We start from the raw sequence: 15496 nt of genomic DNA, 5'->3' as shown, positions 1-15496 counted from the left end.
ACTTTCTATGCTCCGTGTTTCTTAATAAATGCTTCAGTTACTCGTTTACCAAGTTCTTCCTGATCCATAAAACCAAATCCAAGAACAGTTTTCCCATCGTTAATTGCTGTTACCCCTTCTTCGATTGATCGCATGCCATGTCTTTCGGGATACCCGTATTTAGTAGCAGCCGTTAACGCTCCTGCACCACCACTGCCACAGAAAGAAATGCCTAAATCTGCCTTTTCTTGTTGCATCACATCTCCTAAACGCATATCAGCGCCCATTCCTGGAACAACAACCGCGCGACCACCGGCTTGCTCCACTCCTTTTGCAACATTTTGTCCTTTTCCTAAACGATCTGCGATAACTACTGTAATCATAACTTTTCCTCCTATTAATTGTTTTGTTTAGCAACTTCAAAATGAACAGCTAAAACATACCACTCATCTTCTGATAACTGACCAATTGCTTCTGTTGTTTCTTGTGCAATTTTCAACGTTTCTGGTGTTAGTTCCGTAAATAACGTCCGATCAACACCAGCTAATGTCGTTCCTTCTCTTGAACGATTCAGCATCTCATTGAGATGGTTGATCAAAATCGTCCACTGTAATTCCGTTGGTTCAATTTGTGCTTCTGCTAATCGCGCACTGGTTTGTTTGATAATCGATTGTAGCTTTTCTGGTTCAGCACTTTGTCGAATGATCTCCTGTGCTTCCATTGCTAGTTCCATCCTCTTCCTCCTTTGGTTGTTCTAAATAATTAAGTAATGCTGAAATTTCAGCATGATTGACAGGTAACTCATTTTTAGCAAATAAACATTCAATTTGCCGAATTTCTTCTTGCCGTTCATGAGATACTTCTCTATTACAAGGAATCTCTTCGTATTGTTTATTAAACGTAATCCGATGTGTCATTAATAAAACGTGAAGTAAAAAGGCTTCTTGATATTCGCTCAGTAACTTTGTTTGAAACATTCGTTTTAACTCTTCATAAATAATATACGCTTTTACTAATAAATCTTGGCTTTGTATCCGTTCATTTTTTTCAATTACATCAGATTTCGTGGAGCGAGCGGTACCTTTTCCTTGACGTTTCCCTAATAAAATTTTATCGACCTCTTCCCGAATCAAACTTAAGTCTGTGTCCGTCAACAATGGACTAACTTTAATAAATGGGTATGTCATTTCTTCAATTGGGAAAATACTCAATACCAAATCGGGCTTTTCTGCTTGAATCACTTCAGTTGCATTTAAAACAGAAGCAAATCCTGCGAGTTCAACGTTTGGTACTTCCTCTAAAATTTTTTGTTCAATTAAACTGGTCACACCTAAGCCCGTCGAGCAAACATACACAATCCTAACAACTTTAGCTTCCTGCTGTTGTCGTTCCTGAGCTGCCAAAAAATGCAACGCAATATATGCGCAGAAAGAATCGTTGACTAACAAAACAGAACGTTGAATTAATTGTTTACAGGCACTTTGAATAGCTAAAAACAACGCTGGGTGTTTTCCTTTGATTTCTTCAGAAAACGGATTGTATTCATTAATAAATAAATGTTTCTTTGTAAAACGTAAGGACAGGTGTGCAAACAAGTTCGTAAATAATTGGCGATCATTTACAAAAGGATAATTCAGCTCTTTTGAAACGCTTTCAATCACTTGCTTTGTTAATTGAACCATATCTTGCCGTTGATGGGTTCCGAATAAATCACTATAAATATAAAAATATTCATCCGCTAATAAAGGCAAGTCATACCGTTCAAACACCTCTTGTAAAAGTAAAAGTGGTACTTCGTTCCGTTGTTCAAAGCGTGTTTTTTGTGATAACACTCGGTAAGTCCCAATTGTATGTGCCATCTGCATACGTGCTGCGGCAATTGCCACTCTCAACGTAATAGATAATATTTCGGCATAATCAAATTGATTTTGATCGAGTGGATTAATTAAATTTCGCATTTTTTTCAATGCACTACGATAACAACCTTGAAACAATGTCCCTGACCCAAATTTAATTTTAGGGATTTTTTCAGCCCCTTTTGTCTTTGTCACATAGTTCATAATTTGGTAAATATCGTATTCTGTAAGTTCTTTTTGAGTGATAAATTCCATCAGTAATCGTACATTGCTTTCTTCACCACTAATTGTAAACCCTTGCCGTGCTTGGCGAATTAAGGTTAAATCATATGCTTGCAGCAACCGTTCGACCTGTTCCAAATCACTGACAATTGTGTTTCGACTCACTAATAATTCATCTGCTAGCTGCTGTGCCGTTAAGTACCCTTTGACTGACAATAACTGAAAAATCAATACATTGACTCGTCTTTTTTGATCAGGATAGGTTTCAAATCGATCGACATCGATAATTTCATTTTTTAACAGTAAGCGTTTAGAGTCAGGTAAATCTAGCCAGATTCCCTTATTTCGTTTTGAATAAAGTGTCTCATCGTGCTGTTCAAACCAAGCACGAATATCTTCTAAATCATACTTAATTGTTCGAACGCTGACAGTAAAGTTCTCAGCTAATTCTTGCGTGGTAATACTCCCTTCCAAATCCAAAAGCATCAATAAAATATTTATCGCTCTTTTGGACAACAACACGGTCATGCCTTGTCACCTCTTTTCTTTTCCCTTTACACTTAAAACTATAGCGTTATTTTATCTGTTCCACAACACAAAAAAGTTGCACTTATAAAAGTGCAACACTTCTCTTTTCATACAAAAAAAATCCCTTAACAGTAGTAACTGTTAAGGGATACCACACTATTTATTTGCATAAATAGACAGAAACCTTCTCCACAAAAGTATTCTGTCCGACACGTTACAAATCCGGTAACTGATAGCCGTACTATCTGGTGTCGTTGTGTTTGACAATCACTAGCCGTCAAAACGGAATAGCCGAAGCTATCTGATTGAGTCAACTCGTCGCATAAGACACACTTTAACACAGAATAGTTTGGATAGCAAGTGATGGTAATTATTCGTTATCAAACCATTCTTGATAAAAACTTTCAACAATTTTAACGGTTGCTATCGTTAATTCCTTCGTCATTACGGGGCTAGTTAACTTTTTGTCTTGTAAACATTGATTCACATGATTGATTTCATAGGTAAATTCACTAGTGAATTGTTCAGACCATTTGACAGTGTTGCCTTGAGCATCTGTATAATAAGCACAATCTGTTTTCCAGAAATTAGGAATAACGATTTGCCCTTTTGTACCACAAATGGTCATTTCACTAGGTATCTTTAAACCAACATTAATAAAAATATTGCCCAGCGTCCCTTCAGCAAATTTCAAAGCTAAATTACATTGACTATCCGTCGCCACTTGCTGATACGTTGCGGTTCCCGTAACAGTTTGAATCTCTTTCCCTAATACGTATTGTAAGTATTGTAATGGATAACTTCCTGAGCCATGAAGCGCTCCACCACCCGCTTCTCTCGAGTAAAACCAGGGAATATGATCCACATTGGGATAGGCAGTAACTGACTGAACCCATAAAATCTCTCCCAATCTCCCTTCTTGAATTGTCGCCTTTACTTTTTGGGTAATTGGTAAAAAGACAGACTTCTGAGCTTCCATTAGAAAAACCCCTTGCTCCTGTGCGATTGCGAAGAGTTCTTCTGCTTCAGCAGCATTTAATGTAAATGGTTTTTCCAGTAGGACGGGTTTTCCTTGTGATAACGCAAGCTTAGCTGCTGAGTAATGTCCTTGATTGTAGGTGGGAATATAAATAATATCAATTGTTTCATCCTTACATAACTCTTCATAACTGCCATAAGCCACCGGAATCGCTAATTCTTTAGCCATTTTTTGAGCATTCTCTAAACGCCTTGATGCAATCCCGCGCACTTCAGCTTGCGCGCTTTCTCGAAGCCCTGCTACAAATCTTGGGACAATTTGGGCAGTACTCATAATTCCATAACGAATTTTATCCATGTGATCGCCTCCTCTTTCACTATACGAGAAAAACGAATATTTGGAAACCATTTCAACAAAAAAAGAAACCGTTTCCCCAAAACGATTTCTTTATATGTAAATTAACGGATACCAACGCTAACTTTTAAAGCTTGATTGACCTGTTCCATCTCTTCACGAGAAAGTTGACAAACCTTGTGTAGCATTCGTTCTTTATCCAATGTTCGAATTTGTTCTAACAAAATAAGTGATGGCGTCCTGCACTCGTTATGGGGAATTTCGATAAGGACTTGCGTTGGTTGCAGCCGCTTGCTTACGTTACGGGTAATCGGTGCAACAATCAACGTTGGACTAAATAAGTTACCTTTGTTATTTTGAATAATCAGGACAGGTCGAATCCCACCTTGTTCAGAACCAACAACTGGTGAGAGATTCGCATAAAAAACCTCACCTCTTTTTATCATTCAGATTCCCTTCCCTCCTTTTCCTTTAAAAAATTATAGCATATTGTTTCTTGCAATATTTTCAACTTTTTAGCTATCCCTTAAAATATTTGATAAAACCACCCTTTAAAAGTCAAAAAAAAGCTTAAACAGTCGACTCTGATATAGAGACGGCTATTTAAGCTGACTATTACATTTTTGTTAAAATACTATCCACTTTTGTATTAATTAAATCAATAGCGACGTGGTTTTCGCCACCTTCTGGCACAATGATATCTGCATAACGTTTTGTAGGTTCAATAAATTGGTGATACATGGGCTTGACGACTGTCAAATATTGTTCAATCACAGAATCCAAAGTACGGCCACGTTCTTCCATATCACGCTTGATTCGACGAATAATACGGATGTCATCATCTGTATCCACATACACTTTAATATCCATTAAATCTCTTAAGCGGCGATCTTCTAAAATTAAAATCCCTTCAAGAATAATTACTTCTTTCGGTTCTTGTATCACCGTTTCTGTACTTCTTGTATGCGCAACGTAGTCATAAACTGGCTTTTCAATGGCTTGATAATTTAACAGTTGTTCAACATGTTGAATCAATAAATCTGTATCAAACGCAAAAGGATGATCATAATTGGTATTTAAACGTTCTTCAAAACTCAAATGGCTCTGATCTTTATAATAAGAATCCTGTTCTAACATCATAATTGAATGATCGGGAAAATTATTAAAAATCGCACGGCTAACACTGGTTTTTCCGCTTCCTGATCCGCCAGTAACACCAATGATAATTGGCTGACTATCTTTCATGTATAAACCTCTTTCTTTTCAAAAACTTCATTGTCTTTTACTATTATAATGAAAACTCTGAAGAATGCCAGACCTTTTCCAAGACTTTTCATGTGATTTTTATCTTCTTATGAAAAATCTGCCCATACTTCTTTCAAGTACAGTATACTTATCAATAAAAGGAGAATCCTACCTATGATTAAAAAAGTCAAAAAAGAAGCACTTACAACTGCACATTACGCTCTTCTTTATGAGGCAGATCCCTCAAAAAAAATGGTGGCAGATTACATTACCCGCGGCATTTGCTTTGACTATCAGACTGAAGAACTTCAAGGAATTTTAGTCCTGTTGCCGACTCACCCACGGACATTGGAAATCGTAAACATCGCTGTCTCAGAAGAAAGCCGAGGGCGGGGTATTGGGCAAGAATTATTACATTTTGCCATTGATTTTGCCAAAAAAGAAAAGTATGATTACTTGGAGATTGGGACTGGGAGCACAGGCTTTCAACAGCTATATCTCTACCAAAAAGTCGGTTTTCGAATGACACATATTGAACCAGATTTTTTTATCCATCATTATGATGAGCCCATTATGGAAAACGGCTTGCCTTTAAAAGATATGGTTCGCTTACGGTTACATTTAAGTTAAAAAACAACATTTCCTGTACAGGAAATGTTGTTTTTTAATGCCCAAGAATTGGTAACAACTCATCTAGCTGTTGAATCGTATAATTGGGTTGAATGGTTGGTGTTGCTGGAGCGGAGGTCGGATTGAGCCAAACAGTTTGAATTTTCGCTTGTTGGCCTCCTTGAATATCTGAATGCAAAGAATCGCCAATAATCATTGTTTTTTCTCGACTAAAATTAGGAATCCGTTCAAAAACAAAATCAAAATACTCTTTCATCGGTTTTTGATAACCCACTTCTTCTGAAACAAAAATATCTTTAAAATAAGGCATTAATTTCGAATCTTCCAACCGACGATACTGTGTTTTTGCCACTCCGTTTGTCACAATATATAAATCATAATGGGGTGCTAATTTTTCCAAGATACGTTGACTATTGCCAAGCAAGTCATGTCCTTGACTTAAATATTCTCGGTAGTTTTCTCCCATTTTAACGCTATCAACTTCTCGATTAAACGCGTCAAACAATAAACCAAACCGTGTATCAAGGAGAACATCTTTTGTTATTTTTCCTTCTTCAAATGAACGCCATAATCCTTGATTAATTCGGTGGTACGTTGACTCGACTTCAGATGTAAATGGTACATTTTCTTCTTCAAATAAGGCATGGAGCGCCTTCTTTTCAGCCAATTTAAAATCTAACAATGTATCATCAACATCAAAAAGCAATGTTTTCATTTCCGTTCCTCTTCTCTTTTCAAATTACTCGGTAACGCTTTGCTTGTTTGTTGTTTTTCAATAAAAAAATAAGGCAATAGCAATTGTAACTCTTCTCTTGTTAATGAACGATAAGCACCTAAAGGTAATTGCGGATCTAGCCGCAACGGCCCCATAGTTTGGCGTTTTAAAGCAGTCACTTTTTTCCCTACGGATAAAAACATTTTTTTCACTTGGTGAAATTTTCCTTCTTGAATAGTCAGGAAAACATGACTCTTCGTTTCAGTTGCTGCAAGAACAGTTATTTTTGCTGGCTTACATTGAATGCCTCCTTGCAAAACAATCCCATCTTTAAATTTAGCACAATCTTCTGCAGAGACCAAACCATTGACTTTCACTTCATAACATTTCGCTACTTCTTTATTTGGCCGAATTAATTGATACCCTAATTGTCCATTATCTGTTAATAGAAGTAACCCTTCCGTATCGCCATCGAGTCTGCCCACTGGATAAAGACCAGGGCGTCTGTCTTGTGGTGCAATCAAATCAATGACTGTTTTTTTAGATGCATCTGAGACAGCGCTAACCACACCTTTTGGCTTATTCAACATATAGTACACATGTGTCTTATGCGAAATTAATTGTCCTTTTACTTTAATCATTTGTAATTGCGCATCGACGTTTTGGCTTTCATTTAATGTCACGATGCCATCCACAGTGACCTGCTTGCCTTTGATTAATCGTTTCACTGTTTTGCGTGATCCAAACTGAAGTTCTTCTAGTAATTTATCTAATCGCATTGTTCCGCTCCATTCTGGTATTAGTATAGTGGAATCTGTTAAAGATGAAAAGTAGAAAAAGGTAATTCCTTGACGTATAAAAATATAAGTGTTACGGTTAATAAGTAAAGTAAATAAAGGTTTCTCAAAAACAGCGTAATGACCTGGGAGAGAACAACGATAACAATGAACCATTCCCATGAGTGTTGCCTGGCAATATTTGTGGGGATTTTTTGATTATTGTTAGCATTTTTCTAGACAAGAACAACTGAAAAAAGAGTTTCTTTTTTCCATTATGTTTTGTTTCTGAGTTTAACCAAATCACTCATTATTTCAAGGAGGAATTAGGTTATGTCAGTACAATTAGAAGTTAAAGAAAGAGCTATCCGTCCACGTTCACTAAGAAATCAGCTACGTCACGAAGGGAAAGTACCTGCCATTGTTTACGGTTACCAAATTGAAAGTACACCAATCTATTTTGAAGAAAAAGACTTATCAAAAATTTTACGCGAACATGGTGCTAACACCGTTATTAAAATGACAGTTGATGGCAAAAACATCAACACATTAATGTCAAAAGCACAATTAGATACCTTTACTGGTCAAATGCTTCATGTTGAATTCTTATCTGTAAATATGAAAGAAACAACAGAAGTCGAAGCAGAAGTTCAATTAATTGGTGAATCTGCGGGTGTGAAAGCTGGGGGTACCTTAGCTCAAAACTTGTACACTGTTTTAGTGGCAGCCACACCAGATAAATTGCCAGAATCAATTGAAGTAGATATTACAAACTTAGAAATTGGTGATGCTCTTACAATCGCTGATTTACCTGAACACAAAGACTATGAAATTTTAACTGATCCAGAAGAACAACTAGTTGCTATTGTTGAAGCACAAACGGCTCCTGAAGAAGAAGAAGGAACAGCTGCTGAAACGACTGAACCAGAATTAGCCGAATAAAGAGTACACTTTTGTTCAGCTGATTCTCTTAAGTTTTAGAAATGGGATGTACGTTGAAACAACGTACGTCCCATTTTCTTTTTACTGAATGTCTTGATTTCTTCACATAAATGATGACACCTGCAGAGCTAGGAAGCTACAGAGGAATATTAAATTTTTGCTAATCTACGCAATATTTTCAAACGAAACAATTTCTTTTTTTAAAATTTGCAGTATACTAAAAGTAAGTAAACAAAAAGGAGGTCATCCATATGTTTGAACGTTTTGATAGTGACCGTAGCCGCTATGCTTCATTAGGTGTTGTTTCTAGCTTACCTAGTGGCTTAATTGATAGTATTTGGTTGATTATTGACTTAAATCTAAAAGGGGTTATCCCTTTAAACGACTTACTTCACTTTGATTTGTTGAACAATAATGGCAAAGTGACTGTCCATTTTTCTCAGGAAAATAGTTCAGTAGAAATGGCAATCGACTTACCATTTAGTTATTCTACGGCATATCCGTCGCGAATTTTTGCTTTTGATGATGGCCATCGTGAAACGATTTTATTACCTGCAGAAATGTTAGAATCTTAAATAATTTCTACAAAGTAGCCTCAAATTCCGATTAAAACTGGAATTTGAGGCTACTTTAATTTCTTTGAGTTATTCTACAATAATTTGTTTACTACTTCCTGCGGCATTTTCAAAATTAATAGTAAAGGTTTCTGTTGCATCATCATAAGTGATTCCGTCACTTTGACTAATTACTGTGCTGTAATCTTTTGGTATTTTTAAAGTCAGTGTCTTAGTTGTTTGTGTGGGATCAGAGAAAGTATACGTTTTTTGGTGTTGTTGTGTCTTTCTCATTAAAGAAATAGCTTTATTTGAGGTAATCCCTGCTATTGTACCGCCAGTTTCTGACCAAATGTTAACCCCAAGATAGCCTTCTTCTTCTTGCTTAACTGCTTGAATTTCTTCTGTATTTGAGAGAACTTCTACTGTTTTTTTGGCAGTATATGTTTTTAAATCAGTTTCATCGATTCCTGGTAAAACTACATAAGCATAATGCTCGTTCGTTGGGTGTTGACCATGTTGAATCGTAAATGTTCGATAATCACCTACATATTCTTTATCACTTGGAAATGCTTCATTAATTGCTTTATAGGTTCCTTTTCTAGTTTCACTTTTAACATTTACCGTTGTTTCTTCTGGAAAATAATAACCCATATTAGCATTGGAATGATCCGACTTTAGTAATAACCATTGTTTTTTACTCGTTTCATTTTTCTCATGAATCTCCCCAATATTTGATAGCACTTGATACTGATACGCATCATTTAACAAACGATTATCAACAACTGTCTCAATCGAAGCCTCTGTATCCCCTTTAATTCCTGCGCCTAATGCGATAATTTGCCCATTTAATACAAACCAAGATTTTTTAGCTTGTAGGTTCATAGGTAAAAGTTTCCCATTATTTTTGGTCCCGTCTTTATTAAGAGCCATCCCTACTACTGCCTGATTGTCTGACGTTACTCCACCAACCCATTGCTCTTTCGATGTGATTGTTGTAAATGCTGAAACTTCATCTGCCAAAGAAATGGTATCTACCGTTGTTCCTGGTAGTCGATAGGGATCTACAGTTGGCCAATAGCTGGAATTAAATTGAACCTCGTCATCATTATATACGTACATCATTCCGTCACCAGTGTGCCAGCCACGTTTATTTTCTTTATTCCCTGCTTCAAAAGATGCAGTGCGCTTTGAATACAAGCCTAGCCCAAACATATAACTAGGTGTGCGTTGGACAAATCGATCCATCGAAGCATAAAGTTTCGTGCCTGTAAAAGGAAGTTGCCCTCCCGTAATTTCTGGATTAGTTAAAAGTTGCATAGTCATCTGTAAATCATTAAAATCACGAGCATTCGTCAAATAATAATCTGGGTTCTCCTTCATCCAATATTTAACGGCTTCTTGAAATTTCTTTTGATAATTATTAGGGGCAAATTTAGCCACAATTAATAAATTATACATGGTAGTTGAGCCATAGCCTGTTTTTCCAACTGCTGGGGCTCTTGAGATGGAACGGCCATTCACAGTTGGTAGCATTTCACCTTTATAAATCAAAGGAAGAAAGGCACGATCAACATTTTCAACAAATTCTGTCACAAGAGTTGCATCCATTTGAAAAGATGAATCTGCTGTAATGGCCAAAATTTGTCCAACCCCTTTCACCAAAACATTGCCATACGAACCTGTATAAGGAATGTTATTGTGCTGGATAAAAGAACCATCTTGGTAAAAACCATCACCTTTTGTGACTAATTTAAATACATCGACGATACTACTGGATGCTTGGTTAATTTTCCCGCTATCCTTTTGTAAAATTCCTAACCCCAAAACAGTTAAAGCTAAGTCCGTTCGGTTCGCTCCTGATGTCACAAAATTTGGGATAAAAGCTAAATCCACAAACGTTCCTTGTGGTTTTGTATACAACTGTTTAAACGGATCTGGGACATAACTGCTCAGCGCATTTGTATAGATTTGTTGCTTTTCTGGAGAAACTTTATCCTCTAAAATCATTAGAATATTAAGAAACTTCTGTGGCACACCAATTTGCCAGTCCCACCAATTTCCGTGGTACTTTTTCCCATCATACCCTTTTTGCGTTACCATAAAATCTAAGCCATCAATAATGGTTGCTGCCAATTTGTCATCTTGGTAAAGCGTACTCCCCTTCGTTCCATAGGCTAACGCTAATTTTTGCAATTTGGTAAATTGAGTCGTTAAATCAGCCGATGGTGTATTGCCAGGCTCTAGTGGCCATAAATAGCTGCGGTTCGGCTCTTTATTCATCGTTTGATCGAGTTCTGTTGCTTCATTGGAGATTTTTTGGACGTAGTCTACAAGCGCTTGGTTAGTTGAATCATATTCTTTTGAAACAAGCTGATTTCGCCATTTTTCTTTTAATCCTCGGTATTCTGCAGATGAATCGATAACAGGAATGCTACCAACGGAGCCACTTTTCATAGAAATGATATTCAGCTTTGATAGATTACCAAATAGTCTAATTCCTACAGCGCCCGTCCAGTCATCATTAATGGACGTACCATCAGGATAATGAACCTCTTCATTTTCATAAAATAATTGATCATTCAGGAATGTCTGAATTTTTTTTCCGTCATAGCGAACCAGCAGTTTATATTGTTGGCCACTTAGTAATGTTGGCCCCGGAATATTAGTTAGCCATTTACCGCCTGGTTGTCCTAATTGCCAGCGGCCGTCACGATTATAAGCAAAAGATTGCCATTGACTCGTCTTTTGTTTATCTCCGCGAAAAACCAATCCGAAGTTACTTTGTCCTTCATATAAAAAGGTTAGTTCAAGATCTCCTGAAGATTGTTCGCGTGCATCAAGATTGATAGAGACAGATTCGAGGTTTGTCCCTTGCTTCGTGTTTGCGATCCATAAACCAGCAGAATCATTCTTTTTTTCTGCTGTTCCCACCAAATCTTGCCAATGCCCAACTTGATTGGGGAAATCTGAAATGTAAGAGGGTTGCTCAATCGTTTGGCTCGCTTCGTTTTCTTCTGCAAAAGTAAGGGTGGTTCCCATAAATCCACTCGTCAAAGTAGTAAACAGTCCGACCAGCATTACCCATATTTTCCTGTTTTTCATTCTTTCTCCTCCTAAAAAATTATCGTAAAACGCTTACATTCAAATTAGAGAAAAAGAGTGAAGAAAAATACTTTCTACACTCTCCGACTCTCTGAAAATCACTTAATATACTTTTTACGCCAAAATACCAAAGGCACTCAAAACAATCGATAAAATTAAAATAATCCAAATCACTCGTGTGGAATTTAATTTCTTTTGACCTAACATCCAATAAGTCAAAAGAACAAGTAAGATTGGAACTAAGGAAGGCAGAATCGCATCTAACGTATCTTGAATAACTAATTCGACCCCGTTCTTTTTATAAACAAAAGGAACTGTCGCCTTGATAACTGAAGGAATTAAGGCACCAATCACAGTCACACCAAGAACAGTTGCTGCATTCGTAAAGGCAGATAACTTGTCTTTTAAGGTCGTCACTAGTTTGACCCCTTGCTTATAACCAAGTGGTAAGAGCGCGGCCCGACCAAACAATAGTGCAATATTTGCAATAATCCAAATAACACAGCCCACCACCGAACCATTTTGAGCCAGTGTCCCTGCAACAGAGCCGAAAATCGTCCCCCAAATAACGTGGAATAAAGAGTCCCCAACGCCTGCCAAAGAACCCATCAGAGCTGTTTTTAGCGCAATAATTGTTTCTTTCGCTTTATAGCCATCTTGCTCTTCAATCGCAACATCAATCCCCATAATTAAATTCCCAAAAATAGCATTGGTGTTAAAAAATTGATTGTGTGTGCGCATCATATCTTGAAATTGTGCTTCATCATGACCATAGAATTTTTTTAAAACAGGTAAGATGCCGTATAAATATCCTGAACTCATCATACGTTCATAGTTCCAGTTTAATTGGCTTCCTAAAATATAACGCCAGCTAATTGCATTTAATTCTTTTTTTGTCAGTTTATGCTTACTCATCGCCGTCATATCCTCCTTCAAAATCACCATTTCCTGTTGTTGCTTGTGTCGTGCTTTTTGCCCCATCACGTTTAAATACAAGCATCGCTGCTACCATCCCAACTATCGAAACACCTAACATTGGAACTTTTAAATAAGCCGCTAAGAAAAAGCCTAATAGTAAATAGGGGATATATTGCTTCGTTGGCAAGTAACGTAATAAAATCCCTACACCGACAACAGGTAATACTCCTCCAGCTGTTTTTAAGCCCGTCATTAGCCATTCTGGCATGTTATCGGTAATCGTTGTTACTACAGCATCCCCCGCTAATAGCATTAATAAAATCGGAATGGCACGAGACAGTCCCCATAGAACAGAACCAGATAAAACTAAACGTGGAATCCGTTTTACTTGCATCTTATCAATCGCTTTATCGACACTATGAAGTAAAAAGACATTACAAAAACGGGCGACTACATCTAGTTGCAACATCAACAGAGAAACAGGAACAGCTAAACCAATGCCATACTCCGCTCCTTTTCCAGAGATTACAGCGAAAGCGGTTCCTAAAACAGCCCCTGTGAAATAATCAGGTACCGATGCTCCACCAAAAGCAGCAATTCCTAAACGCATTAATTGAAGAGTGCCGCCAACCATTAAACCAGTTTTTAAATCTCCCATAATCATTCCAGAAATCATTCCAGCAATAGCTGGTTGCGTCAACGTATTTGAAATAAGTGAGTCATTAATAGCAATAAACGCATAAATAGTAATTAAAATAATTTGATACGCTGCTAAATGCATTTAAATTTCCTCCTAAATTTAAAAATATTCTTTCTTAGTCTGACAGTTTTAGCCGCGTAATTTTTTCATAAAATCAACGACTGGATCGTTTGGAACTAATTGGGCTGTCACAGTGACGCCTTTTGAAGCGATTGTTTCAAAAATTTGTTCTTCTTCTGGTAAAACTTGAATACTTTTTGTTACTTCGCGTGCTCCTTCTTTGTAACTCATATTCCCAACATTTACAGTTTTGATAGGTCCTTGCGCTTCGATAAAGCGGAGCACATCTTTCGGATTTTTAAATAATAAAAATAAACGCTGTTTACCATATTTTCCTGATTGAATATTTTTAGCGGCAGCCTCTACTCCAAGAACAGATAAACGCATCGAAGAAGGCGCTGCCATTCTCAAAGATGATTTTTGTAAAGGATCTGTAGCCGCCTCATCATTGGCTACAATTATTCGCTGTGTACTAAGACTTGTCGACCAAATTCCCGCTACTTGTCCATGAATTAACCGTTCATCAATCCGTGTGTTTACAATATTTTCTTTTCCAGCATATTGACTATAGTTACTTAACTCTTTTTCTTTGCTGGCTTCTGAAATCTCTTGTTCTGCTTGATTCATCCCAGCTTTTACATCAACAATATTTTCTTGTGCTAAACAAACTAATTCTTTAATCGAAGCCTGTTGATTAACCACTGCTTCAATCACAACAGAGAGCGTCATCCCTGCAATAATTTCCACTCCGTCAACGTTCAAATAATTCTTAGTTGCCACGTTACATGGCGTTCCTCCTAGTAAATCAGCAATAATCAGTGTCGTACCGTTAAGGGCTTTCATTTTTTCATTTAGCTCTTTCTCAAATTGAAGATTGTCGCTATCTGGTCGTAATGAGACTGTATGCACGTGTTCTTGCCGACCAACGATCATTTCTAAGCTAACTTTGACGCCTTCAGCCATGCTACCATGACTAATTAGTACAATGTTTTCCACGAATTTCCCTCCCTAGATGTAGGTGACCCTACTTAACATGTTATGTTCTCTACGAACTTACTATAACACATACTAAGTTATCCGTAAACCTAATATCTTAATATATTGAATTTATTTTTTTGAATTCTTTAAATAAAAATTGTCTTTCCTCTTTTTCAAAGTGTTTGCTAAAGGCTAGTTAACATGTTATGCTTAATTCATTCGATTACTAGAATGGAGGCAATCGCATGTTACCTAAATATGAACAAATTAAACAAGACCTTTTACGTGAAATAAAAAATCATACCTTTATTCCTGGTGATAAATTTTATTCTGAAGCCGATATTAAACGAAAATATGCTGTTAGCTCTATCACAGCTGTCAAAGCACTGAATGAGCTGACCAGTGCAGGTTACTTGTATCGTATCCAAGGAAAAGGGACCTTTGTTTCGAAATCAAAAGTTTCTCAAAATGTAAAATTTTCTGATATCGAGTTGCATTCTTTAGACTCTGAAAAAGTTAAAGTCCTTTCAATTGAAGAAGAAAATCAAGCCGAAATTTTAAAGGAATTAGGCTTACCAGCTAACGCTTCTTATTATAGAATCAAGCGTGTACGCTATTCTGAAGATACACCCTTTCTCGTACATATCACACATCTTCCCAAAAAGCTTGTTAAAGAGCCGCTCTCAAAGGACCTCACAGCTTATGCAAGTGTGTATGAACGAGTCCGTAAAGATTTTTCAGTAGACCTCTTCTCGTTAGCTTCTGTAGAAACAAATGAAATTGTCTTTCCCGAAGATGCTGAGTTATTGAACTTACTTCAATTAAGTTTTCGTGAACCCGCTGTTAAACAAGTTAAACATTCCTATCTCGCAGATGGTAGTGTTGCTGAATATATTATTAGTTATAAACATTGGAAATATTTCAAAACCAAAATAGAAGTAGAAGCCGAATAAAT

Annotated in this window: 16 protein-coding genes; 4 read left to right on the top strand and 12 right to left on the bottom strand. The window is 36.9% G+C overall.

What is annotated here, in order from left to right:
* Nucleotides 1–5 precede the first annotated feature (5 nt).
* The 6 genes from IGI63_RS12645 to udk all read right to left on the bottom strand — a co-directional run bounded on the left by IGI63_RS12645 (nt 6) and on the right by udk (nt 5163).
* Nucleotides 6–362, bottom strand: a complete 357-nt coding sequence (locus IGI63_RS12645) for a glycine-rich SFCGS family protein (protein WP_002355707.1) — start codon at nt 360–362, stop codon at nt 6–8.
* A gap of 14 nt (nt 363–376) precedes the next feature.
* Nucleotides 377–700, bottom strand: a complete 324-nt coding sequence (locus IGI63_RS12640) for a PRD domain-containing protein (RefSeq protein ID WP_002386165.1) — start codon at nt 698–700, stop codon at nt 377–379.
* Entirely contained in the window at nt 666–2585 is a 1920-nt protein-coding gene (locus IGI63_RS12635; RefSeq protein WP_002388793.1) for a BglG family transcription antiterminator, read from the bottom strand. Before IGI63_RS12635 ends, IGI63_RS12640 begins: the two co-directional genes overlap by 35 nt.
* 370 nt (nt 2586–2955) lie before the next feature.
* On the bottom strand, nt 2956–3921 hold the full coding sequence (locus IGI63_RS12630) for a Gfo/Idh/MocA family protein (protein ID WP_429975885.1): 966 nt from the start codon (nt 3919–3921) through the stop codon (nt 2956–2958).
* Nucleotides 3922–4022: 101 nt separating this feature from the next.
* Complete coding sequence (locus IGI63_RS12625) at nt 4023–4364, bottom strand: type II toxin-antitoxin system PemK/MazF family toxin (protein ID WP_002355703.1); 342 nt, start codon at nt 4362–4364, stop codon at nt 4023–4025.
* A gap of 169 nt (nt 4365–4533) precedes the next feature.
* Nucleotides 4534–5163: a uridine kinase gene (gene udk / locus IGI63_RS12620; protein WP_002355702.1), complete on the bottom strand. Its 630-nt coding sequence runs from the start codon at nt 5161–5163 to the stop codon at nt 4534–4536.
* Between the two features lie 174 nt (nt 5164–5337).
* Here udk and IGI63_RS12615 point away from each other — a divergent pair, with 174 nt between their 5' ends.
* Nucleotides 5338–5793 (top strand): GNAT family N-acetyltransferase, encoded by a 456-nt coding sequence (locus IGI63_RS12615; RefSeq protein ID WP_002363227.1) that lies wholly within the window; start codon nt 5338–5340, stop codon nt 5791–5793.
* Between the two features lie 34 nt (nt 5794–5827).
* Here IGI63_RS12615 and IGI63_RS12610 read toward each other — a convergent pair whose 3' ends face one another.
* Complete coding sequence (locus IGI63_RS12610; RefSeq protein ID WP_002355700.1) at nt 5828–6508, bottom strand: YjjG family noncanonical pyrimidine nucleotidase; 681 nt, start codon at nt 6506–6508, stop codon at nt 5828–5830.
* Nucleotides 6505–7287 (bottom strand): pseudouridine synthase, encoded by a 783-nt coding sequence (locus IGI63_RS12605; RefSeq protein WP_251846749.1) that lies wholly within the window; start codon nt 7285–7287, stop codon nt 6505–6507. Before IGI63_RS12605 ends, IGI63_RS12610 begins: the two co-directional genes overlap by 4 nt.
* Nucleotides 7288–7617: 330 nt before the next feature.
* On the opposite strand from IGI63_RS12605, the gene IGI63_RS12600 reads away from it, so the two are divergent.
* Nucleotides 7618–8226 carry a 50S ribosomal protein L25/general stress protein Ctc gene (locus tag IGI63_RS12600; protein ID WP_002358773.1) on the top strand — a complete coding sequence of 203 codons (609 nt, stop codon included), beginning with the start codon at nt 7618–7620 and terminating at the stop codon, nt 8224–8226.
* A 251-nt stretch (nt 8227–8477) separates the two neighbouring features.
* Nucleotides 8478–8801 (top strand): DUF960 domain-containing protein, encoded by a 324-nt coding sequence (locus IGI63_RS12595; RefSeq protein ID WP_002355697.1) that lies wholly within the window; start codon nt 8478–8480, stop codon nt 8799–8801.
* 69 nt (nt 8802–8870) lie between these two features.
* Here IGI63_RS12595 and IGI63_RS12590 read toward each other — a convergent pair whose 3' ends face one another.
* The 4 genes from IGI63_RS12590 to IGI63_RS12575 all read right to left on the bottom strand — a co-directional run bounded on the left by IGI63_RS12590 (nt 8871) and on the right by IGI63_RS12575 (nt 14526).
* A complete protein-coding gene (locus tag IGI63_RS12590; protein WP_429975884.1) occupies nt 8871–11885 on the bottom strand; it encodes a polysaccharide lyase 8 family protein in 3015 nt (1004 codons plus the stop codon).
* A 114-nt stretch (nt 11886–11999) separates the two neighbouring features.
* Nucleotides 12000–12800: a PTS system mannose/fructose/sorbose family transporter subunit IID gene (locus tag IGI63_RS12585; protein ID WP_002383066.1), complete on the bottom strand. Its 801-nt coding sequence runs from the start codon at nt 12798–12800 to the stop codon at nt 12000–12002.
* Nucleotides 12793–13584 carry a PTS mannose/fructose/sorbose/N-acetylgalactosamine transporter subunit IIC gene (locus IGI63_RS12580; RefSeq protein ID WP_002358771.1) on the bottom strand — a complete coding sequence of 264 codons (792 nt, stop codon included), beginning with the start codon at nt 13582–13584 and terminating at the stop codon, nt 12793–12795. The genes IGI63_RS12585 and IGI63_RS12580 overlap by 8 nt, the downstream gene beginning before the upstream one ends.
* A 48-nt stretch (nt 13585–13632) precedes the next feature.
* Nucleotides 13633–14526 carry a PTS mannose/fructose/sorbose transporter subunit IIAB gene (locus tag IGI63_RS12575; protein WP_002383065.1) on the bottom strand — a complete coding sequence of 298 codons (894 nt, stop codon included), beginning with the start codon at nt 14524–14526 and terminating at the stop codon, nt 13633–13635.
* A gap of 260 nt (nt 14527–14786) precedes the next feature.
* Between IGI63_RS12575 and IGI63_RS12570 the strand changes: the two genes are divergently transcribed.
* Nucleotides 14787–15494: a GntR family transcriptional regulator gene (locus IGI63_RS12570; RefSeq protein WP_002366233.1), complete on the top strand. Its 708-nt coding sequence runs from the start codon at nt 14787–14789 to the stop codon at nt 15492–15494.
* The last annotated feature ends 2 nt before the right edge of the window (nt 15495–15496 follow it).

The organism is Enterococcus sp. DIV0086, from assembly GCF_050498705.1.
Classification (GTDB): Bacteria; Bacillota; Bacilli; order Lactobacillales; family Enterococcaceae; genus Enterococcus; species Enterococcus faecalis.
Note: the sequence above shows the minus strand (reverse complement) of the source record. Positions and strands in the feature narration are given on the sequence as shown.

Bases quoted from the DNA above. Each gene is read 5' to 3' on its own strand.
- IGI63_RS12645 (WP_002355707.1), bottom strand. From the start codon at position 362: ATGATTACAGTAGTTATCGCAGATCGTTTAGGAAAAGGACAAAATGTT.
- IGI63_RS12640 (WP_002386165.1), bottom strand. From the start codon at position 700: ATGGAAGCACAGGAGATCATTCGACAAAGTGCTGAACCAGAAAAGCTA.
- IGI63_RS12635 (WP_002388793.1), bottom strand. From the start codon at position 2,585: ATGACCGTGTTGTTGTCCAAAAGAGCGATAAATATTTTATTGATGCTT.
- IGI63_RS12630 (WP_429975885.1), bottom strand. From the start codon at position 3,921: ATGGATAAAATTCGTTATGGAATTATGAGTACTGCCCAAATTGTCCCA.
- IGI63_RS12625 (WP_002355703.1), bottom strand. From the start codon at position 4,364: ATGATAAAAAGAGGTGAGGTTTTTTATGCGAATCTCTCACCAGTTGTT.
- udk (WP_002355702.1), bottom strand. From the start codon at position 5,163: ATGAAAGATAGTCAGCCAATTATCATTGGTGTTACTGGCGGATCAGGA.
- IGI63_RS12615 (WP_002363227.1), top strand. From the start codon at position 5,338: ATGATTAAAAAAGTCAAAAAAGAAGCACTTACAACTGCACATTACGCT.
- IGI63_RS12610 (WP_002355700.1), bottom strand. From the start codon at position 6,508: ATGAAAACATTGCTTTTTGATGTTGATGATACATTGTTAGATTTTAAA.
- IGI63_RS12605 (WP_251846749.1), bottom strand. From the start codon at position 7,287: ATGCGATTAGATAAATTACTAGAAGAACTTCAGTTTGGATCACGCAAA.
- IGI63_RS12600 (WP_002358773.1), top strand. From the start codon at position 7,618: ATGTCAGTACAATTAGAAGTTAAAGAAAGAGCTATCCGTCCACGTTCA.
- IGI63_RS12595 (WP_002355697.1), top strand. From the start codon at position 8,478: ATGTTTGAACGTTTTGATAGTGACCGTAGCCGCTATGCTTCATTAGGT.
- IGI63_RS12590 (WP_429975884.1), bottom strand. From the start codon at position 11,885: ATGAAAAACAGGAAAATATGGGTAATGCTGGTCGGACTGTTTACTACT.
- IGI63_RS12585 (WP_002383066.1), bottom strand. From the start codon at position 12,800: ATGAGTAAGCATAAACTGACAAAAAAAGAATTAAATGCAATTAGCTGG.
- IGI63_RS12580 (WP_002358771.1), bottom strand. From the start codon at position 13,584: ATGCATTTAGCAGCGTATCAAATTATTTTAATTACTATTTATGCGTTT.
- IGI63_RS12575 (WP_002383065.1), bottom strand. From the start codon at position 14,526: ATGGCTGAAGGCGTCAAAGTTAGCTTAGAAATGATCGTTGGTCGGCAA.
- IGI63_RS12570 (WP_002366233.1), top strand. From the start codon at position 14,787: ATGTTACCTAAATATGAACAAATTAAACAAGACCTTTTACGTGAAATA.